16 protein-coding genes are annotated in these 21,162 nt (G+C 37.4%); 11 read left to right on the top strand and 5 right to left on the bottom strand.

Annotation, left to right across the window (positions count from 1 at the left end; translation table 11 throughout):
* Positions 1-49 precede the first annotated feature (49 nt).
* From C3K47_RS11630 to C3K47_RS11620, 3 genes are all read right to left on the bottom strand, one after another.
* Positions 50-1,963: a menaquinone biosynthesis decarboxylase gene (locus C3K47_RS11630; protein WP_103789308.1), complete on the bottom strand. Its 1,914-nt coding sequence runs from the start codon at positions 1,961-1,963 to the stop codon at positions 50-52.
* Between the two features lie 111 nt (positions 1,964-2,074).
* Positions 2,075-3,574 carry an OmpP1/FadL family transporter gene (locus C3K47_RS11625; protein ID WP_103789307.1) on the bottom strand — a complete coding sequence of 500 codons (1,500 nt, stop codon included), beginning with the start codon at positions 3,572-3,574 and terminating at the stop codon, positions 2,075-2,077.
* 123 nt (positions 3,575-3,697) lie between these two features.
* A complete protein-coding gene (locus C3K47_RS11620; protein ID WP_103789306.1) occupies positions 3,698-4,552 on the bottom strand; it encodes a hypothetical protein in 855 nt (284 codons plus the stop codon).
* 206 nt (positions 4,553-4,758) lie between these two features.
* Here C3K47_RS11620 and proS point away from each other — a divergent pair, with 206 nt between their 5' ends.
* From proS to pnp, 5 genes are all read left to right on the top strand, one after another.
* Positions 4,759-6,234, top strand: a complete 1,476-nt coding sequence (proS, locus tag C3K47_RS11615) for a proline--tRNA ligase (protein WP_103789305.1) — start codon at positions 4,759-4,761, stop codon at positions 6,232-6,234.
* Positions 6,235-6,429: 195 nt separating this feature from the next.
* Positions 6,430-8,535: a carboxy terminal-processing peptidase gene (locus tag C3K47_RS11610; RefSeq protein WP_103789304.1), complete on the top strand. Its 2,106-nt coding sequence runs from the start codon at positions 6,430-6,432 to the stop codon at positions 8,533-8,535.
* A 336-nt stretch (positions 8,536-8,871) separates the two neighbouring features.
* Entirely contained in the window at positions 8,872-9,342 is a 471-nt protein-coding gene (locus C3K47_RS11605) for a hypothetical protein (RefSeq protein WP_103789303.1), read from the top strand.
* Between the two features lie 99 nt (positions 9,343-9,441).
* Positions 9,442-9,711 carry a 30S ribosomal protein S15 gene (gene rpsO, locus C3K47_RS11600; protein ID WP_014680096.1) on the top strand — a complete coding sequence of 90 codons (270 nt, stop codon included), beginning with the start codon at positions 9,442-9,444 and terminating at the stop codon, positions 9,709-9,711.
* 215 nt (positions 9,712-9,926) lie between these two features.
* Complete coding sequence (pnp, locus tag C3K47_RS11595; RefSeq protein WP_103789302.1) at positions 9,927-12,113, top strand: polyribonucleotide nucleotidyltransferase; 2,187 nt, start codon at positions 9,927-9,929, stop codon at positions 12,111-12,113.
* Between the two features lie 321 nt (positions 12,114-12,434).
* Here pnp and C3K47_RS11585 read toward each other — a convergent pair whose 3' ends face one another.
* Complete coding sequence (locus C3K47_RS11585; RefSeq protein WP_103789300.1) at positions 12,435-12,989, bottom strand: YceI family protein; 555 nt, start codon at positions 12,987-12,989, stop codon at positions 12,435-12,437.
* 166 nt (positions 12,990-13,155) lie between these two features.
* Here C3K47_RS11585 and rpe point away from each other — a divergent pair, with 166 nt between their 5' ends.
* The 3 genes from rpe to C3K47_RS11570 all read left to right on the top strand — a co-directional run bounded on the left by rpe (position 13,156) and on the right by C3K47_RS11570 (position 16,267).
* Entirely contained in the window at positions 13,156-13,827 is a 672-nt protein-coding gene (gene rpe, locus C3K47_RS11580) for a ribulose-phosphate 3-epimerase (RefSeq protein ID WP_103789299.1), read from the top strand.
* A gap of 388 nt (positions 13,828-14,215) precedes the next feature.
* Positions 14,216-15,310 (top strand): 3-phosphoserine/phosphohydroxythreonine transaminase, encoded by a 1,095-nt coding sequence (serC, locus tag C3K47_RS11575; RefSeq protein WP_103789298.1) that lies wholly within the window; start codon positions 14,216-14,218, stop codon positions 15,308-15,310.
* Positions 15,311-15,316: 6 nt separating this feature from the next.
* Positions 15,317-16,267, top strand: coding sequence for a D-2-hydroxyacid dehydrogenase (locus C3K47_RS11570; RefSeq protein WP_103789297.1), 951 nt, complete (start codon positions 15,317-15,319; stop codon positions 16,265-16,267).
* Positions 16,268-16,393: 126 nt separating this feature from the next.
* Here C3K47_RS11570 and purB read toward each other — a convergent pair whose 3' ends face one another.
* Positions 16,394-17,737 carry an adenylosuccinate lyase gene (gene purB, locus C3K47_RS11565; protein ID WP_103789296.1) on the bottom strand — a complete coding sequence of 448 codons (1,344 nt, stop codon included), beginning with the start codon at positions 17,735-17,737 and terminating at the stop codon, positions 16,394-16,396.
* Between the two features lie 208 nt (positions 17,738-17,945).
* On the opposite strand from purB, the gene C3K47_RS11560 reads away from it, so the two are divergent.
* From C3K47_RS11560 to C3K47_RS11550, 3 genes are read left to right on the top strand one after another with little or no spacing between them, the layout of a single operon-like run.
* A complete protein-coding gene (locus C3K47_RS11560; RefSeq protein ID WP_103789295.1) occupies positions 17,946-18,572 on the top strand; it encodes a TetR/AcrR family transcriptional regulator in 627 nt (208 codons plus the stop codon).
* A gap of 7 nt (positions 18,573-18,579) precedes the next feature.
* Positions 18,580-19,986 carry a TolC family protein gene (locus C3K47_RS11555; protein ID WP_103789294.1) on the top strand — a complete coding sequence of 469 codons (1,407 nt, stop codon included), beginning with the start codon at positions 18,580-18,582 and terminating at the stop codon, positions 19,984-19,986.
* Between the two features lie 22 nt (positions 19,987-20,008).
* Positions 20,009-21,130: an efflux RND transporter periplasmic adaptor subunit gene (locus C3K47_RS11550; RefSeq protein WP_103789293.1), complete on the top strand. Its 1,122-nt coding sequence runs from the start codon at positions 20,009-20,011 to the stop codon at positions 21,128-21,130.
* The last annotated feature ends 32 nt before the right edge of the window (positions 21,131-21,162 follow it).

The following is a 21,162-nucleotide window of genomic DNA, read 5'->3' as shown; positions in this document are numbered from 1 at the left end:
ATGGATTCTATAAAGGTATTAAAAGAAATCTTATAGTTATTATTATGCATTATTCTTCAGCAACTGCTCCACCTTTGTATAATTGTTTTTGGTATTTCAATGAAGGAGAAGGGATGAATTTTCCAAGACCTAACTTATCCCAAATCCGGTCGATATGTTGAATTGTTTCGGTGGTGGAAGCCAAAATATTTGGCCAGTCGCGTTCAAAACCGTCAAGTTCTTTGGTTTTACGAGTTCCATCCAAACCAATGTGTGATAAATCGTTTGCACTTTCAGCTTTGACTACAAAACTGTCGCGGCGAGGATCAACATTGTTTGAAAAACGCCAAACGGCATCAGCAATATCTGAAATATCAATAGTGTGTTCTAAATAAATAACAACTTTAATATTCTTAAGCAAGCCCGACTCAAACAGTTGTTTATTCAGTTCTTCAATATGACCTTTTCTGTTTTTTTCAACGGAGATAAATATCAATGAAACCCCAATTTTTAACAAAGCATCATTGATAGCGTTAATTTCAGGGAATTTAGATTGAAGTTCCGAAATAGAAATATTCAGATCAAGGGTTTTGCTTTTTTCAAGTAATGTGGTGCTTCGAACCTCTTCTTCAAGTTTTTTAGTGGCATCAATACCCATTTTACCACCAAATGCCATTTTTGAACAAGAATGATCGAGTACATCCATTGGGCCTTGAGTAAAGATAATATCGTTCTGAGGGTCCACATTTTCGGAAATGTATTTGGCTACAGCCACATTGTCCTGAATATCTACTTCTCCATCAACCACAATGATCATTTTGGTAAACATCATTTGGCCGGCACCCCACATCGAATTCATCACTTTCAAAGCCTGACCTGGGTAATCTTTTTTAATTTTAACAATAACCAGGTTATGGAAAACACCTTCCATTGGCAACACCATGTCGACAATCTCAGGTACCATTGTCATTTTAATAGGGCCCAGGAAAATACGTTCTGTAGCTTTGCCGATCCATGCATCTTCCTGCGGAGGAATGCCTACAATTGTAGCAGGATAAACAGCGTTTTTGCGGTGAGTGATAGCGGTGATATGGAATTTCGGATACCAATCAGCTAATGAATAGTAACCTGTATGATCACCAAAAGGACCTTCCCAGATGAAATCTTCTTCCGGATCCACATAACCTTCGATAATGATATCGGCATCAGCAGGTACCTGACAATCTTGTGTTAAACATTGAACCAGTTCAACTTTCTTTTTACGCAAGAAACCGGCTAACATGTATTCATCAATGCCATCAGGAAGTGGTGCTGTGGCTGCATAGGTGTACACAGGATCTCCACCTAAAGCAACGGCTACAGGCATTTTCTGACCCAGTTTTTTGTATTCGTTAAAATGGCGGGCAGATACCTTGTGCTTATGCCAATGCAGGGCCGTCAATTGAGGTCCAAATATCTGCATGCGGTACATCCCAACGTTTCTGATGCCTGTTAATGGGTCTTTGGTATGAATGACCGGTAAAGTAATAAAGGGTCCACCGTCTTCAGGCCAACACTTTAACACCGGGAATTTGGTAATATCAGGATTGGTCATTACCACTTCCTGGCATTCACCTTTGCCTGAAATAACTTTCGGCATCCAGGAAGCAATCTGACTCAGCTTAGGCAGCATTTTTAATTTATCTAACAAGCCTTCCTTCGGTCCTGTTAGCGTTTTAAACAAGGTTTCAATCTCTGTGGTGATCTCATCCATGTGTTTAACTCCCAGCGCCATGCACATACGCTCATAATTACCCATCGAATTAATCAACAATGGAAAATCATAACCCGTGTTTTCGAATAATAGGGCAGGGCCATACACTTTTGAAATGCGGTCAGTAATTTCAGTGATCTCCAATTCCGGATTCACATACTCTTTAATTCTAACCAGTTCATTATTTTTTTCCAGTGTATCTATGAAGTGCTGAAGATTTTTATAAGCCATTTCTCAGAATAATTGTAAAACGATAAGATGAAAACGCCAAAGAAAGGTCAAAAATAACAAAGGTTACGTCAAAAAAACGTAACCTTTGTCATTTCGTTCAAAAACTAATTATTAGAATCGGGTTCCAACCGTAAGAACAACCGAATTAGTGCTTTGTTTGATATTGACCACCGGTTCGCTAAAGTCATTTAAAAGATAAGGACGGTAGGTAGTTTTATATGATGAATTGACATAAGCCGCATCAATATAAAAATTATTGATACGGTAGCCTAAGCCTCCTGTATAATAGTTGCGTTTGCCATCATTAGTTGAATTATCAGTGAATGGATTCCCATATTGAGCAAATCCTGCTCTCACACTTAACTGATTAAATTTAACCTCACCACCCAAATGCATATTTACTGCGGAGCGATAAAATTGTTTAATATCGTTTTTAAAGTTTTGATCGGTATCGAAATCTGATGATTCGAATTTAATGGATGAATAATCTACAAACTCGAAATCAGCGGTTACAAAGGCCTGCTTGCCAATGAAATAAGAAGCACCCACGTTATACTTGAAAGGTGTGGTTAATTTATAATCGAAATTAAATAAGTCTGGAGATTCAGGCTCATAGAAAGTGCCATTTTTTGTTGTAGAGTTAAGATCATAACCGTTATCTTCTTTCATGTTCCATGAAGTTGGAAAATTAATGGAACCACCAATTCTAAACTGGTCAACAGGGCGGTAGATAACTCCAATTTTTCCTGAAAATGCGCTACCGTTTACTTTTTGGGTTTGAATTTGATTCATCATTACCACACTGGTAGATGGGTCTTGGAAAATACTGTTGATGCCACTCTCTCTAAAGAAACTTTCAACTTCGTAGTTCTGATTTGAAAAAGTTAGGGAGCCTCCAATGTAAAGTTTGTTTCCATAATTGGCACTAATAACAATATTGGTCTCCGACTGACCTCCTTTATAGTTATTCTGGATCAGTTGATCTACATTTCCCGTTGAAATTGGAACGTATAGAATTTTACCGGTATTAGGATCAACCCCATCTTCATCTATCAGGTAATTATCATAAGCAAATCCAAGATTAAGGGGCAAGTCTTCGTTGGGCACACCCAAGGCGCTTGCTTGTTGGGAATACGACTGAGTAATGGAATTACCCGCATTTTTACCCCCGAAATTATAGTCTGAATAAAAGTCATTGGTTCGGTTATATCCAATTCCTAATGTTACACCAACCCATTCATTGCTTATCTCATTCACTTTTTCGCGGTTGACATATACCGGCAGTGCTAAACTTAAATTACTTAATTTGAAATTGCTGGAGTTGGATGATTGCTTAGGAGATGCAAGGTAACTGGCGTTTGCCTGATTGCCATTATACTGCAGACTCAGGGAGATGTCGCATTTACGAAACATTCCCACACCGGCAGGGTTTCCACTTAAAGAACCTAAATCTCCGCCTAATGAAGTGTGTGCTCCGCCAATTGATTGATATCTTGCCGTTCCGCTTAATGTTTGCTGAGTAAATTTTAAACCGTCTTCTGCGTACTGTGCTTTAACTGCTACTGGAAAGGCTAAAAAAGGAAGCAGATAGAGTATTTTCTTAGATTTCATTTTATTCCTTGAAGTTAGATCGTCTTTAATGAACTGTTATGGCGTAAATAGATCGGGCAAAAAAATACTGCACAATCAAATTACTTGAGCGTATCCTGAATGTGCAGTATATAAGTGTTTTAATTAATTTCTTCCACGTGGTCTGGCACTGCCGCTATTACTTCCGCCACTGCTTCTTTCTCCACCCGTGCTTCTGCTGCCTTCAGTTGATCGTGGGGCAACATAGGTTGGACGACTTTCGCGTGTAGAAGAGCCTCCATCATAAGAGCGTTCGCGTGGTCTTGCTTCCGATTGGGGAGTTTGACTGGTGCCTGTAGCGTTATCCGGTCTCCATGCAGGACGAGTATTAGTTGAACCTACTTCGTTCACCCTTGGATTTGAAGGAACATAAGCATCGCCATTACCACGATAAGTGCGCGGACGGTTTAAGTTTGTTCCGTTGGTTGATGAACGTGGACCATAATTGCTATAAGTGTTTGTTGGTGCTACATTATAAACATAATAACCAGGGTAGTAAGCTCCCGAGTAATACGGTTGATTATAATAGTAACCTAAATAATTATTGTAATAATATGGGTTATAGCCATAACCGTAATACGGAGATCCGAAGCCAAATGACATCGAAAAGTAGGTTGAAGGCATATAATATGGACTGTAACCATAAGAAGCACCGTAATATGGAGAACCCCAATATGAATTTACTCCAAATGACCATGATGTGCCTGGGTGATAGTAATAAGGGTTGTAATAATCATCGAAATAAGCATTATAAGAATTAGGGTAATAGAACTTGCTTAAACGATTAGCGTAATAGTAATCAGGGTCATTTTGATCGTAATAACGGGTTAAAGTACCTTGATCTTCTGTGGGTGTCGTGTTTTGAGAAGAACTGGAATAAACTGGTTTTTCTGACAGCTTTACATTAGTGAAATATAGATCATTATCTACCGATTCTTTAGAAGGGGTATTTTGAGCCATTTTACTTGATGAGCACGAACTCATCAAAATTGTTGATAGCATCGCGAGTATAAGGAACCTTTTCATGGCTTGAATTATAAGTTTCTAAAAATAATCATTCAATACTTAGATGACAAATTTCTATTTTTGGTTGCTCAAAAGCTAAAAATTAACATAGTATTTACAAAAAATTAGACAATAATTTTTAATAAAGGTTTAAACAACATATGGCAAAAGATCTCACAAGTAGAGAAAATGATTATTCGCAGTGGTATAATGAATTAGTTTCTAAAGCTGATTTGGCCGAACATTCATCTGTTCGTGGTTGTATGGTTATTAAGCCCTACGGCTACTCAATTTGGGAAAAAATGCAAGCTGTTTTGGATAAGAAGTTTAAAGACACCGGGCACAGCAACGCTTATTTTCCATTATTTATCCCCAAATCATTTTTATCTAAGGAAGCTGCTCATGTGGAGGGTTTTGCCAAAGAATGTGCGGTAGTAACGCATTATCGCTTGAAAACAGATCCGGAAACCGGTGGAGTGATTGTTGATCCGGAAGCTAAACTGGAAGAAGAATTAATTGTTCGTCCAACTTCGGAAACCATTATTTGGAATACTTACAAGGGTTGGATTCAATCATACCGCGATTTACCGATTTTGGTTAACCAGTGGGCCAATGTGGTACGTTGGGAAATGCGTACCCGGTTGTTTTTACGTACTGCCGAATTTTTATGGCAGGAGGGACATACTGCTCACGCTACTGCTGAGGAAGCTATTGCTGAAACTGAACAAATGCTGGATGTATATGCTGATTTTGTTGAAAATTGGATGGCATTGCCGGTGGTAAAAGGAAGAAAGACTCCGAATGAACGTTTTGCCGGAGCTTTGGATACTTATTGTATTGAAGCATTAATGCAGGATGGAAAGGCTTTACAAGCGGGAACGTCTCACTTTTTAGGTCAAAATTTTGCAAAAGCTTTCGATGTTAAGTTTACCGGAAAAGATGGAAAGTTAGATTATGTTTGGGCCACATCATGGGGCGTTTCTACCCGTTTGATGGGAGCATTGGTTATGGCTCACTCAGATGATGATGGGTTGGTATTGCCTCCAAAATTAGCTCCGATTCAAGTCGTGGTAGTTCCTATTTATAAAAGCGACGAAGAAGCTGATAAGATAACTGAAGTGGTGAAGAAGCTTAAGAAAGATCTGGAGGATAAAGGAATTTCTGTTAAATATGATAACCGTGATACGCAACGTCCTGGCTTTAAGTTTGCGGAGTGGGAATTGAAAGGAGTTCCGGTTCGTATTGCCATTGGTGCCCGCGATCTCGAAAACCAAACGGTAGAAGTAGCTCGTCGTGATACTAAAGAGAAAATGGTGCTCCAAATGAATGATCTTGCTAACAAGGTTGAACACTTATTGGAAGAAATTCAGGATAATATATATCAGAAAGCGAAAGCCTTCAGAACGGATAGCATTACCAAAGTGGATACCTACGAAGAGTTCAAACAAGTGCTTGCCAATAAAGCAGGTTTTGTTTCGGCCCATTGGGATGGAACACCGGAAACAGAGCAACAAATTAAGGACGAAACCAAAGCAACGATCCGTTGTATTCCTTTAGATAATCCTTTAGAAGAAGGTAAATGTATTTTAACAGGCAAACCTTCAACTCAAAGAGTGTTGTTTGCAATTGCTTATTAAGCATTTTTAAATGAATTAAAAAGAGGCTCCCAATTACTGGAAGCCTCTTTTTGCTTATAGTCTTATAATCACTATTTAAGTTTATGTTTCTCAAATGTTGTTCTTGATTATTTAAACCTAAATTATATACCTTTACGCCTGTTCCGTAAGAGGTTCCTGCCTTTTACGTTGTAACCAATAATCCTAAACCGAATTATGAAGTTTAAATGTAGCCTTGCGTTGCTTGGTATTGGCCTTGCCGGGAGTTTGATGGCTTTTGATACGCCCACTAATGAATTTCCCCAAAATGATAAGCAGATTATTTCATTGCTGAACAGAATGATAAGGTTCATGCATTATGATCCGCAGAAAATAAATGATGATTTCTCAAAAAAATTATTCTGGAGCTATATTGGTAAACTGGATGTTGAAAAGAAATATTTCTTACAGCAGGATATTGATTATTTGAAGAAATATGAACTTCAACTGGATGATGAAATTAATAATGAACAGCAATTAAGCTTTTTGAAAGCTGCTGACTCCCTGATGGATATCAGAATTGGCCAGGTGTCGAAGTTCTATTCAAAAACATTTGAAAAACCGTTCAGTTTTACTGAAAAGGAAGTTCTTCAGCTCGACTATAGCAAAGTTTCTTATGCAAAAGATATTACTGAGCTTGAAAAATATTGGGCTAAATCGGCCAAGTATAGCACCCTGATGAAATTAACCGATATGATGGATTTGCAGAAACAAACTAGCGAAGCTGCTAAATCCACGGTGGAAATGGAATCAGAAGCAAGGGCCAAAGTGAAAAAACGCTACGATAAACTATTTACTAGTCTTGCAAATGTTTTAAATAAACAAACACGTTTCGAGATATACGCCAACAACATTGCTACTATCATGGATCCCCATTCGGCATATATGTCGCCAGTGAGCCAACGTAGTTGGACGGAGCGTGTGTCGGGCACTTATTTCGGAATTGGCCTTGTTTTAAGGGAACAAGACGATTATGTGAAGATTGAAGATGTGAGAATTGGCGGTCCTGCCTGGAAACAGGGAGAGCTAAGAGCTAGTGATTTGATCATGAAGGTTGGTGAAACCGGTAAGGAGCTGGTGGATGTTTCGGGTTATTCTATTGAAGAATTAGTTAAGCTTACAAGGGGAGCTAAAGGAACTTCGGTAACCCTAATGGTGAAACGATCTGACAATACAATTAAATCGATCAGTGTGATACGTGACGAATTGAAGCAGGATAATGTTTTTGCACGTTCTTTCGTTTTCAACGGTAAACACAAGATCGGAATGATTGTATTGCCCGAATTTTATCTGAATCCAAAAAATCCTCTTGGGCCGGGAAGTAGTTCTTATGATATGGCCAAGGAGGTTCAGAAATTAAAAAATGAAAATGTAGAAGGTATCATCATTGACCTTCGTGGCAATGGGGGGGGATCTATGGCCGATGTGGTTAATATTGCCGGATTATTTATACCGGAAGGTCCGGTGGTGCAGGTGCGTACACGTGATGGAAAGGCTCAAATTGTGGAAGATAAAAATCCGGAAGTAGCATATGACGGTCCACTGGCTATAATGGTAAATGAAATGAGTGCTTCTGCGTCTGAAATTTTATCTGCATGTATGCAAGATTATAAACGGGCAGTTATTGTAGGTAGTCCGAATACATTTGGTAAAGGAACTGTTCAACGTGTATTTGACTTAAAAGGAGCACTTCTTCCAAATTCGAACCAGGATGATACCGATTTGGGTGCTACAAAATTAACCATTCAAAAGTTTTATCGTGTTAACGGAAGTTCTACTCAGTTGAAAGGTGTTACTCCAGATATCGTTTTAAAAGATCAGTATTTTAATACCGCAGAGAAGAATGAGCCATTTGTAATGAATTGGGATGAAATCACTCCTTCAAACTATACTACATGGAGCAACCCTGTGAATGTTGAATTGCTGAAAGAAAAGAGCCAAAAAAGGGTAGCTGCAAACCAGGCTTTTAAATTAATTGACGAGAATATTGAGCTGTATAAGAAAAAAAGCCTGGATAAAACGGTGCCATTAAATATGAAAGCTTTTATGGCCGCGAAAAAAGCGAATTCAATGCAATCTGATAAGCAGAATAAATTGAAGGGGCTGGATCCGAAGTTAGACATGGTAAACATGAAAAACGATATTGCTGCCATGGAGGGTAATACTTATTGGTTGGATACCAATAAAGACATACTGAAAGCGTATAAAAGTGATCATTATATTGCTGAAACACTCAATGTGATTTACGATATGATCAATGAAAATGCCCAAACGCATAAATAAGATGTAAAAAATAAAGTCCGATCCTTACGATCGGACTTTATTTTTACAGAATAATCTGTTGATCTTCTGCCTGCTTATCTTCATACCTGCCCAATAGTAAGTTTGTCTCCTCCAGGTTTCTTAGCTAACCATTTATATTAAAACTTCTTTAAGGATACCACCACCTCAATTGCTACCTTTTTCAAATCATTTATTATATTACTAATAAGCCAAAAACAACACCAATGGTTGTTCTACAACACATTTACAACAATAAAATAAATCGAAAGAAAGGCGGAATACTATCCCTAATTTTAAGTAAATTGATAGTGTCAATAATTTAACTCAGTATTTCGTATGAAAAAAATCACGCTCTCTATTTTTGCACTTTTACTATGTGCCGGTTTAGTGCAACGAAGCTATGCCCAGGATGCAAAATCACAGCTTGAACTAACCCGAAGTGCTCTTCAAACAATGAAACAAGACGTTGTTACACAAGCAATGAATTTAACAGATGAACAGTCAGCTAAATTTTGGCCTTTGTATCGGGAATTTCAAAATGCAAAGGCTACATTAAATGATCAAAGCATTAAGTTGATTGAAGATTATGCAAATTCTTACGAAAATTTGACCGATGATCAGGCCTTGCAATTAATAAAGCAATTTCAATCAGTACAAAAACAACAGCTTTCCCTTCAAAATCAATACATTAAAAAATTTGCCAAGGTTTTACCTGGTAAAGTGGTGGCCAAATACTTTCAAACCGAAAATAAACTGGATGCGATTGTTAAGTATGATTTAGCAGGCTCCATCCCTTTAGTAAAATAAGTGTATATTAATTAATGGGCGCTTTTTGTTTTCGGTTATTTTAATTTTATCTTTGCGCCTCAATTAATTAATTGTTTAACACTTTAGTACTATTCAAGAATGTATTTAAGTTCAGAAGTAAAGAAGGAAATCTTTAAAAAACACGGCCAGAGTGAAACTAACACTGGTTCTGCCGAAGGTCAAATCGCATTGTTCACACACCGCATTAAACATTTGACTGAACACTTAAAGAAAAATAAAAAAGACTTTGGTACGCAGTTAGCCGTTCAAAAACTAGTTGGTAAACGTCGTTCACAATTAGATTATCTAATGAAGAAAGACATTGCTCGTTACCGTGCAATTATCAAAGAACTAGATTTAAGAAGATAGTTTAAGATTTTATTAAAAAGAGCCGTCTTTTATATTTGACGGCTCTTTTTCGTTTATCTCTGCCTTACAATTTAATATAAATATTTCTTTCTGAAAAAGACTTGGTTTTCAACTAAACTATAAATTAAAAGTCCATAAATATAAATCGCGATTAACCGGATAAGTAATGAAGTTTTACTTATTTTTAATCGCAAATAAGTTGTAGAAAAATAAATATGTCGCAAATTGGAATTACAAAAACGTTTGATATTGGTGATGGAAGACTAGTATCAATCGAAACAGGTAAACTGGCTAAGCAGGCTGATGGCAGCGTAGTTGTGAAAATGGGTGATACCATGTTATTGGCTACTGTTGTTTCGGCTCAAGAAGCTAAACCAGGTACCGATTTTTTACCGTTGTCTGTTGATTATCAAGAAAAATATGCATCTGCCGGTCGTATTCCCGGTGGTTTTTTACGTCGTGAAGCACGTCTTTCAGACTATGAAGTGTTGATTAGCCGTTTAGTTGACCGTGCATTACGTCCTTTGTTCCCTGATGATTATCATGCTGATACTCAGGTAATGATCAGCTTAATTTCTGCTGATAAAGATATTATGCCAGACGCATTAGCTGCCTTAGCTGCTTCAGCTGCCATTACTATCAGTGATATTCCATTTAATGGCCCTATCTCTGAAGTACGTGTCGCTCGTATCGATGGTAAATTTGTAGTAAACCCTACTATTAAAGAATTGGAATTAGCAGATATGGATATCATGCTTGCCGGTTCTGCAAAAGACATCGTAATGATGGAAGGGGAGATGAAAGAGTGTTCTGAACAAGATATGATTGAGGCGATCCAAGTTGGTCACAATGCGATCAAAATTCAAGTTCAGGCTCAATTAGACTTACGTGAATTGACAGGCAACAAGCCTAAACGTGAATATAACCACGAAGACAATGATGCTGATCTTAAAAACCGCATCAGAGAAGAACTTTATGCTCAAATTTACGAAGTAGCTAAAGGTGGTACTAATAAAGATGAACGCGCTGTTGCTTTTAAAGCAGTACGTGATGCCTTTATTGAAAAGGAAACAGCGGCAAAAGGTGAAGAAGGTTTAGATGATGTAACGGTAATGCTTATTAAACGTTACTATCACGATATCGAAAAAGAAGCAATGCGTAATATGATCTTAAACGAAGGCGTTCGTTTAGATGGTCGTAGCGTAACTCAAGTTCGTCCTATTTGGTCAGAAGTTGATTATTTACCTGCTGCACATGGTTCAGCTGTGTTCACACGTGGTGAAACTCAATCTTTAACAACTGTAACATTAGGTGCTAAAGATGATGAGCAAATGATCGATGGCGCAATTTTCTTCGGTTACAACAAATTCTTATTACACTATAATTTCCCTGGTTTCTCAACTGGTGAAGTTCGTCCTAACCGCGGTCCGGGTCGTCGTGAAGTAGGTCATGGTAACCTTGCCATGCGCGCATTGAAACAAGTATTACCTGTTGAAGGCGAAAATCCTTATACCATCCGTATCGTTTCGGATATTTTAGAATCTAACGGTTCTTCATCAATGGCAACGGTTTGTGCTGGTACTTTAGCATTATTAGATGCAGGTATTAAGCTTAAAGGCTCAGTTTCTGGTATCGCAATGGGTTTAATCTCAGACAGTGAAACTGGTAAATTTGCTATTTTATCAGATATCTTAGGTGATGAGGATCATTTAGGTGATATGGACTTTAAAGTAACCGGTACTGCTAATGGTATTACCGCTTGCCAAATGGACATTAAAATTGATGGTTTATCATACGAAACATTAACTCAGGCATTAAACCAAGCTCGTGAGGGCCGTTTACATATCTTGGGCGAAATGAATAAAACCCTATCTGCTCCACGCGAAGATTACAAACCTCATGCTCCACGTATTATCGAAATATTGATTCCTCGTGAGTTTATTGGTGCTGTTATTGGCCCAGGTGGTAAAGTAATTCAGGAAATGCAACGCGAAACTGGCGCGACGATCAATATCGAAGAAGTTGGTGAATTTGGTAAAGTTCAAATCTTTGGTACTGAAAAAGAAAGTGTTGACAGAGCGGTTGCTAAGATCAAGGGCATCACTACAGTTCCTGAAATTGGTGAGGTGTATGAAGGTGTCGTTAAAAACATTCAGCCTTTCGGTGCTTTTGTTGAAATTTTACCGGGTAAAGATGGTTTATTACACATTTCAGAGATCGACTGGAAACGCTTTGAAACAATGGATGGTGTATTAGAAATTGGTGAGAAAATTAAAGTTAAATTGCTTGATATCGATAAGAAAACTGGCAAACTTAAATTATCTCGCAAGGTTTTAATTCCTCGTCCTGAGCGTCCGGCTGGCGAAAAGAAAGAAAACACCAACAGTAATCAGCCTCAATAAGCTGATACATGCAAATACGAAACGCCCCGGCATTGTCGGGGCGTTTTTTTATGCCTTTTTCTTACTTCAAATTGAAACAATAGGACTATGCACACTTCTACAATAGATGAAATAATCGCTGAACTCGAAAGTGTAAATCAAATTGTTATCGGATGGCTTAAATCAAAGGCGGGGTTGATTAAAATTACTTTGTGGGTCATGTTTGATTGGAAGAAGGCTTGTAGAATTATGCATGTGCTTTCATCATATCAAAAGAAGCGTTTTAGTTTAAGAGCATAAAAGAAAAGGTGCAAGTTACTAATGTGGTAATAACCTGTTAAACTATTTCGTGGCCAAATAAGCCGAAAATTCACCTTTAACACTTACATCAATTGTATTGGCAATTTTGTCGGATACCATTTTGGAGATCTTAATATTATGATCTTTACAATTAACTGAAAAAGTTGATGAAAAACTGATCATTCCATTGTTAATAGTAATAAAACCCTGAATGGTACGCGATTTAGAAATTCCCTTTATATAAAGCTTTCCTTCAGCGGTAATTGGATAAACTCCGTTTTTCATGAAGTCAATTTCACTATTAAATTGTCCGTGAAAGGTCGCTTTAGGAAAACGGTCGCTTTCGAGGTAGAGGTCATTAAAATGATCATGCATTAGCGGCAAATCAAATTCAAAACTGCTTACAGGAACTTCAAAAGCAATTTCCTTTTTCTCCAGGTTTAAAACCGCAATTGCTGAGGTCGTTTGAGCCCTGATACTTTCTAAAGGTGTATCAGAAATAAATGAAATATTTAAATTTTTTGAGGTGAATAGAGTTTGACCATAAGCATGAAATGTCATGGACAAGGTCGCAATTAATAATAAGTAGATCTTCATAAAGACAATTACAAATTAAGTTTACAATTGTTTTATTCGGCAATACAGGTAAAGCAAACAGAAATTATCCTTTTATCTCTTTAATCAACTTTACAATAAGTATTTTTGCGCATTCATGAAAAGTACAGCCAAAAAAGTACCGTTTTCGTGGTAAAACAAAAAAATAATGAAACATATTATTGCCCCTTCAATTTTATCGGCCGACTTTGCCAACTTGCAAGATGATATCGAAATGATCAATGAAAGCAGTGCCGACTGGTTTCATGTGGATGTTATGGACGGTGTGTTTGTTCCGAATATTTCATTTGGCTTTCCGGTAGTTACAGCCGTAAATCATCATGCTAAAAAACCGTTGGATGTTCATTTGATGATCGTTGATCCTGATCGTTATTTAGAAGATTTCAAGAAAGCAGGTGCCCAAATATTAACTGTTCATTACGAAGCGTGTACCCATTTGCATCGTACGGTAAGTAAGATCAAAGAATTGGGTATGAAAGCTGGAGTAGCCTTAAATCCACATACTCCTGTGAATGTTTTGGAAGACATTATTAATGACCTTGACTTGGTGCTGATCATGTCGGTGAACCCTGGATTTGGCGGACAAAAATTCATTGAAAATACTTACGAAAAAATCAGAACACTTCGTCAGTTGTGTGAACGTAAAAATGCCAGCGTAATTATTGAAGTTGATGGTGGTGTAAATAAAAATAACACGGCAGCGCTATTAAAAGCAGGAGCAAATGCTTTGGTTGCCGGTAATGCAGTTTTTTCGGCTGAAGACCCTATTGCAGAAATTGCCGAATTAAAGAAAATAAACATCGAAGCTCTACAAGCCTAATCGGTTTGGCATAATTTTGAATCTTGTTTTTATAACAGTTAAGGATTTATCGTAATAAGAAGATAATCAATTGTATAAACAAGATTTGGTTTTAAATCTATTGATTATATAGATTTTGAGTTTCGGATATATCTACCTTGTTTGATTTATTTATTCATTAGTAAGGAATAGCTTTGTTCCTAAATCTATTTGATATTTGATTGAGATATTCCGTTAATTAATATGACGGAATATCTTTTTTATTTTTTCATCATAAGTACCTATTTATTCTTGTAATTGAACTTTTTTTAAAATATTAGTTTAAAATTGATAAATTTGTCAATAATAACTGGTAATTGTTAGAAATAGCAATGTTAAACTGTTAAATTAATAATCTTAAGTAAAAATCATGAAACACAATTTCGGAGCCGGTCCTGGTATTTTACCGCAGCAGGTACTTAAACAAGCTGCTGAAGCAGTATTGAATTTTAATAACAGTGGATTATCTATTTTAGAGATCTCCCATCGTACCGCCGACTTTGAATCCGTTGTTTCCGAAGCTTGCAGTTTGGTAAAAGAGTTATTGAATTTGAATGACGATTACGCTATCACATTCTTACACGGGGGTGCGAGTACACAATTTGCCATGGTGCCTTATAATTTACTAGGCGAAGGTGAAACCGCAGCTTACCTCGATTCAGGAACCTGGGCAAGCAAAGCACTTAAAGAAGCTAAATTTTTCGGCAATGTAAATGTTGTAGCATCTTCAAAAGAGGCTAACTACTCATATATTCCTAAAGGTTATACCATTCCAACAGATGCGAAGTATTTTCATGTAACCTCAAACAATACCATTTATGGTACTCAATTACATGAATTCCCTGAATCTCCAATTCCGTTGGTGAGTGACATGTCATCTGATATTTTTAGCCGTGTGTTCGATGCCAATAAATTTGGGTTGATTTATGCAGGGGCGCAAAAAAATATGGGAGCAGCAGGGGTAGCATTGGCAGTTGTAAGAAAAGATCTTTTAGGTAAAATTGATCGTAAGATTCCATCAATGTTTAACTATCAGTTGCATGCTGATAATGGTTCGATGTATAATACGCCTCCTGTTTTCGCTATCTACGTGGCAATGTTAACCTTGCGTTGGGTGAAAGAACAGGGTGGTGTTGCTGCTATGGAAAAGATCAATAATCAAAAAGCAGCCACTTTATATGCCGAAATTGACAGAAATCCTTTATTCAAAGGAACCTGTGCGGTAGAAGATCGTTCGCGCATGAACGTTTGTTTTGTAATGGATAATGCTGAGGAGGAAAAAGAATTCCTTGATTTTGCTAAAAAAGCAGATATCGTTGGATTAAAAGGCCACAGAAGTGTTGGCGGTTTCCGCGCATCCATTTACAATGCGTTGCCTCAAAGCAGCATCGATCATTTAGTAAGCGTAATGCAACAATTCGAGCAGTTAAAAAAAATTAATCAACCTTTAAATTCATTGACCTAATTATATATGGCAAAAATATTAGCAAACGATGGTATCGACCCGATTGGTAAAACCATGCTGGAGCGTGCCGGACATACAGTTGATACACAAAATATACCACAGGATCAGTTAGTCTCTCGTTTAAATGAATACGATGCGATTACCGTTCGATCGGCAACAAAAGTTCGTAAAGATTTAATTGATGCTTCTCCTAACATTAAGTTAATTGGTCGCGGTGGGGTTGGGATGGATAATATTGATGTTGATTACGCCAGGGGAAAAGGTTTGGCTGTAATTAACACTCCTGCTTCATCATCTCTTTCAGTAGCTGAACTGGTTTTTGCACACTTGTTTACCGGTGTTCGCTTTTTGCAGGATGCCAACCGTAAAATGCCGGTTGAAGGTGATAGTAAATTCAATGATTTGAAGAAAGCCTATACAAAAGGTATTGAACTTCGTGGCAAAACCATTGGTATTTTAGGTTTCGGCCGCATTGGTCGCGAAGTGGCCAAAATTGCCTTAGGTCTCGGAATGGAAGTTTTAGCCTACGACTTATATGCCTTTAATCCTGAAGTAGAACTTACCTTCATGGGAGCTTCAAAAGTAAAACTGCATGTAAAAGTAGCTACCAAAGAAGAACTATTGAAGAATAGTGATTTCATTTCGGTACACACACCAGCTGTTGAAAAACCAGAGTTGGGTGCTGAAGAGTTTGCTCAAATGAAAGATGGAGTGTTTGTTGTAAATGCTTCACGAGGTGGTGTAATTGATGAAACTGCTCTGTTGGCGGCTTTAGAAAGTGGCAAAGTTGCTTTTTCAGGACTTGATGTTTTTGAAAACGAACCTCAACCATTATCGGCTTTATTAACTCATCCGAGAATTTCATTAACTCCACATATTGGAGCATCAACAGTAGAAGCTCAGGAGCGAATTGGTACCGAACTTGCCAATTTGATCATTGATTTCTTCAAAAAATAGTAAAGATTCTAGTTTATATATTGAGGGCTGTCCATCTTGGACAGCCTTTTTTGTTAAAGTTATTTTCAGAAAATAAAAAAGGTTGTTCATAGAACAACCTTTTTCTTTATCTAATATTAAATAGGATTAATAACCGGTATATGAATGAGGGCTAAACAAGCGTAGCTCTTCTTTAACAGCCTCACTTACCTTTAAACCGTCAATAAAGGTTTTAATGCTTTTTTCATTGATCTGTTCGTTGGTACGAGTCAATTCCTTTAATGCTTCATATGGTTTGGGATAACCCTCACGACGAAGTACTGTTTGAATAGCTTCAGCAACCACCGCCCAGTTGTTGTTCAAATCGGCATCAATGGTAGCTTTATCTAATAATAACTTATTCAACCCTTTTAAAGTAGCTTTAAAGGCGATAACTGTATGCGCTAATGGAACACCAATGTTTCTTAATACGGTCGAGTCAGTTAAATCACGTTGTAAGCGTGAAATAGGAAGCTTCGCAGCAAAGTGCTCCAATAAAGCGTTTGCAATTCCAAGGTTTCCTTCTGAGTTTTCAAAATCGATGGGATTAACCTTGTGTGGCATGGCTGATGACCCGATTTCTCCGGCTTTAATTTTCTGGCGGAAATAATTCATCGAAATATAGGTCCAGAAATCTCGATCTAAATCAATTAAGATATTGTTGATACGCTTAAGATTGTCGCAATGAGCGGCAAAGTTATCGTAATGTTCAATTTGCGTGGTAAGCTGCGAACGGTATAAACCCAATTGCTCGTTCACAAATTTATTTCCAAATGCAATCCAATCAGTTGCAGGATAAGCTGCTTTATGAGCGTTAAAGTTACCTGTAGCGCCACCAAACTTAGCCGAATACGGAATTTGGTTAAACAAATTAAGCTGTGACTCAATACGTTCGATAAACACACCAATCTCTTTACCCAATTTAGTAGGAGAGGCAGGTTGTCCATGAGTACGGGCCATCATTGAGATTTCGGCCCATTCAGTGCGCAATTCCTTTAAACGGTTAACAAGATTATTCAGTTGTGGAAGATAAACACTCTCTATAGCATGTTTAAGCATTAAGGGAGTTGCCGTATTATTAATATCCTGAGATGTTAATCCGAAGTGAATAAACTCTTTATATTTTTCAAGGTCAAGATTGTCAAATTGCTCCTTAATGAAATACTCAACGGCTTTAACATCGTGGTTGGTCGTTTTTTCTATTTCTTTTATTTGCTCGGCATCGCTCTCACTAAAATCCTTATAAATATCACGAAGCTGCTCATATTTCGACTTATCGAAATCAGCTAGTTGCGGAAGAGGAAGATCACAAAGGGCAATAAAATATTCGATTTCTACACGAACACGGTATTCAATTAACGCAGCCTCAGAAAAATAAGCGGCAAGTTCATGAGTAGCATTTCTATAGCGGCCGTCAACAGGAGAGATAGCCGTAAGTGTATTTACCAACATAAAAGGAACGATTTTTTTGAAAGCGCAAAGATGCCAAAAAAACACCAATTTATTAGCATAACCTTCATTTTCATTTATTATGCAATGTTTGTTACTGCCAAGGTAATTGTGATGTTGAACCATTTATTGTTGCCATCATGTAAAAATGGTGTGACGGAAACACTGGAAACTTTTGAAGTTAAAAATGTTTCCATAGTTTTGATATGAAATGGAAAAAGAAGAACTCCAACGTCAGCGTATACTCGATGCTTCCTTTAAGTTGTTCAGCACTTATGGAGTAAAAAGTATTACTATGGACGATATAGCCAGGGAATTGGCCATGTCGAAAAAAACCATCTACCTCTATTATAATGATAAGGATGATTTGGTAACTCAATTAATGAGTTCCGTTCTTAATGTGCATCAGCAGGAAATGGCTGAAAGTGAATTGAAAAGTAAAGATCCAATTCATGAGATATTTTTGATGCTCGATCAAATAGAGAAGATGTTAAGGCCGGTGAATCCAAGCATGTTTTATGATATGCAGAAATATCATCCCAATGCCTGGATCTTGTTTGAAGAATTTAAGAACGAATACATGTACAACTGTATCTTAAAAAATCTGAAAAAGGGAATTGACCAGGGCATTTACCGTAAAGAAATAAACCTTGAAATTTTGGCTCATACCCGGGTTATCCAAGTCTCAAGTGTTTTCAATCCGATGTATTATCCTTCAAGTCGTTTTAATATCAGCGATGTACAATATCAATTAAGCGAGCATTTTATGCATGGCGTAGCCACATTGAAGGGCCATAAACTAATTAACAAATATTTACAAGTAACGGAAGACGAATAAACTATATATGAAACCTCTACTAACATTGATTATTGCAGGTGTCATGACAAGCGGTGCTGTTCTGGCTCAGGAACAACCACAAACCCATGTTTTTAAACTGGAAGATTGTCTGAACTATGCATACACTCATCAAAGCAATTTACAGAATGCCAAACTGGATGAAGAGATTGCCAAATCTAAAGTAAAAGAAACCATAGCTATTGGTTTGCCTCAAGTTGATGGAACAGTTAGCTTCCAACATTTTATTAATTCTCCAGTTGTCCCTTTTGGTAATCCAACCTATGAAATGTATAGAATTTTGGAAAACCAGCATGTAAAAAATAGTTTAACTAATGCAGATATTACAATTCCTGGAGATGTTCCGGCAACAGTTGATATAAGTTTTCAACCTAAAAATATTTTTACCGGAACCATTCAAATAACTCAACTACTTTTTGATGGAACTTATTTAATGGGATTGAAAGCGGCCGGGGTGTATAAAGAATTGTCATCTAAAAATGTAAAACGCACAGAGATTGATACACGTATTGCTGTTTCAAAAGCCTACTACAATGTTATTGTATACAATGCGTTTCAAAATACACTCGAATCAACTATTGATCGTTTAAAGGAAACATTAAAGCAAACCGAAGCCCTGAATAAATCAGGAATGGTAGAGAAAATTGACGTGGACCGTTTACAGGTGTTATTGAATAATGCTGAAACGCAGAAACGCAATCTCGACCGCATGGCGGAGCTTAATACCAATTTGCTTAAATTCCAGATGGGGATGCCAATTGGAGAGCAATTGGTTGTAAACGAGAAGCTTGATGATATGAAGCTTGACGCTACACTTCCTGCTCTTGAGAGTGTTAAAGTTGAAAACAGAATTGAATACTCCATGTTACAAACTCAGAAACAATTGCTGGAGTATGATTTAAAACGTTATAAATTAGCGTATGTTCCATCTGTAGGCGCTTATGCCAGCTTTGGTCAAACCGGACAAAACGATGCTTTTTACGAAACATTTAAAAAGTTTTTCCCAACTAATATCGTTGGAGTAAACTTTACCATTCCAATTTGGAGCAGTGGACAACGGAAGCAACGTATAAATCAAGCTAAGTTCAACCTGAATAAAACAGTGAATGATATGACATCGTTAAAAAATTCATTGGAACTTGATCTTAAAGCAAATGCAATTACGTTTCAAAATAATAAAGATCAGGTGGAGAACCAGCGTAAAAACATGGATCTGGCATCAGAAGTTGTACGCGTAAGCAAAATTAAATACAGCCAGGGGGTTGGTTCGAGTTTAGAGGTAACCACCGCCGAATCTGATTTACGAACTTCACAAAATAACTATTATACAGCTGTTTATGATGCGATCCTGGCATGGATCGATCTTCAAAAAGCAATGGGAAATTATAATAACTAAACTAACGACTAAAGCTACTCAAATGAATAAGTATAAATCACTATCGGTTATTGCTCTTGCAGGGTTAATGGCCGCTTGCGGAAGCACTAACTCAGATAATAAAAAGGAAAAACTTGAAACCCTGAAAAAGGAGCAAGCTAAAATTTCGGCACAGATTAAGGAAATTGAAGAAGAGTTGGCTAATAATGATACTTCAACAACCAAAAAGATCCGTTATGTGGAAGTTGCTAATGTAGCACAATCAAACTTTAAGCACTATATCGATATTCAGGGTAAAATTGAAGCCATTGAAAATGTAAATGTTTCGGCTCAAATGCCTGGCACTATTACCAATCTTTATGTTACTGAAGGACAAGCGGTAAAAAAAGGACAGGTTTTAGCTCAATTAAATAATGCAGTATTGTTAAGCCAGGTTGAGGTTATTAAAACTAATCTTGAGTTAGCTAATACAGTTTATAGCCGTCAAAAAGCACTTTGGGATCAAAAAATTGGTACGGAGATTCAATATTTGCAAGCTCAGGCAAATAAAGAAGGATTAGAGCGTCAGCTTGCCACTATGAAAGATCAGATTGATTTGTCAAAGATCAAATCGCCAATTAACGGAACCATTGATGCGGTTTTTGCTAAATTAGGTGATGCTGCTTCTCCTGGAGTACCGGCTTTTAGAGTGGTAAATGCTTCTAATCTTAAAGCTCGCGCCACTGTAGCAGAAAGTTATGCTGCAAGTATTAAAGCAGGCGATCAGGTTAAAGTTTTGCTTCCTGACTTAAATAAAGAGGTTGATGCTAAAGTGACCTTTGTAAGCCGTTCTATCGATCCACTAACTCGTTCATTTACGGTTGAGGCGAAATTGCCTTCAGAAGCGTCTTATCGTGCTAACATGGTTGCCGTATTGAAAATTGTAGACTATTCATCAGCAAGCGCTATTGCGGTGCCTATTAATGCGGTTCAAAATGTGAATGATGAAACATTTGTATTGGTGGCAGAGAAACAGGCCGGCAAAGATGTAGCAGCTAAAAAAGCGGTTAAAGTGGGCCGTACTTACAATAGCCAGGCTGAGATCACCAGTGGTTTAGTAGCAGGGGATAAATTGATTGTTGTAGGTTACCAGGGCTTAAATAATGGTGAAGCCATTAAGTTTTAATCTGCAATTAACCTATCAGCTAACATTATAAT

The sequence above is a fragment of the Solitalea longa genome (assembly GCF_002920915.1).
Lineage (GTDB): Bacteria > Bacteroidota > Bacteroidia > Sphingobacteriales > Sphingobacteriaceae > Solitalea > Solitalea longa.
The sequence above is the reverse complement of the archived record's forward strand: the minus strand, read 5'-3'. Positions and strand labels throughout refer to the sequence as shown.

Coding starts and splice junctions, on each gene's coding strand:
- C3K47_RS11630 (WP_103789308.1), bottom strand. CDS start 1,963: ATGGCTTATAAAAATCTTCAGCACTTCATAGATACACTGGAAAAAAAT.
- C3K47_RS11625 (WP_103789307.1), bottom strand. CDS start 3,574: ATGAAATCTAAGAAAATACTCTATCTGCTTCCTTTTTTAGCCTTTCCA.
- C3K47_RS11620 (WP_103789306.1), bottom strand. CDS start 4,552: ATGGCTCAAAATACCCCTTCTAAAGAATCGGTAGATAATGATCTATAT.
- proS (WP_103789305.1), top strand. CDS start 4,759: ATGGCAAAAGATCTCACAAGTAGAGAAAATGATTATTCGCAGTGGTAT.
- C3K47_RS11610 (WP_103789304.1), top strand. CDS start 6,430: ATGAAGTTTAAATGTAGCCTTGCGTTGCTTGGTATTGGCCTTGCCGGG.
- C3K47_RS11605 (WP_103789303.1), top strand. CDS start 8,872: ATGAAAAAAATCACGCTCTCTATTTTTGCACTTTTACTATGTGCCGGT.
- rpsO (WP_014680096.1), top strand. CDS start 9,442: ATGTATTTAAGTTCAGAAGTAAAGAAGGAAATCTTTAAAAAACACGGC.
- pnp (WP_103789302.1), top strand. CDS start 9,927: ATGTCGCAAATTGGAATTACAAAAACGTTTGATATTGGTGATGGAAGA.
- C3K47_RS11585 (WP_103789300.1), bottom strand. CDS start 12,989: ATGAAGATCTACTTATTATTAATTGCGACCTTGTCCATGACATTTCAT.
- rpe (WP_103789299.1), top strand. CDS start 13,156: ATGAAACATATTATTGCCCCTTCAATTTTATCGGCCGACTTTGCCAAC.
- serC (WP_103789298.1), top strand. CDS start 14,216: ATGAAACACAATTTCGGAGCCGGTCCTGGTATTTTACCGCAGCAGGTA.
- C3K47_RS11570 (WP_103789297.1), top strand. CDS start 15,317: ATGGCAAAAATATTAGCAAACGATGGTATCGACCCGATTGGTAAAACC.
- purB (WP_103789296.1), bottom strand. CDS start 17,737: ATGTTGGTAAATACACTTACGGCTATCTCTCCTGTTGACGGCCGCTAT.
- C3K47_RS11560 (WP_103789295.1), top strand. CDS start 17,946: ATGGAAAAAGAAGAACTCCAACGTCAGCGTATACTCGATGCTTCCTTT.
- C3K47_RS11555 (WP_103789294.1), top strand. CDS start 18,580: ATGAAACCTCTACTAACATTGATTATTGCAGGTGTCATGACAAGCGGT.
- C3K47_RS11550 (WP_103789293.1), top strand. CDS start 20,009: ATGAATAAGTATAAATCACTATCGGTTATTGCTCTTGCAGGGTTAATG.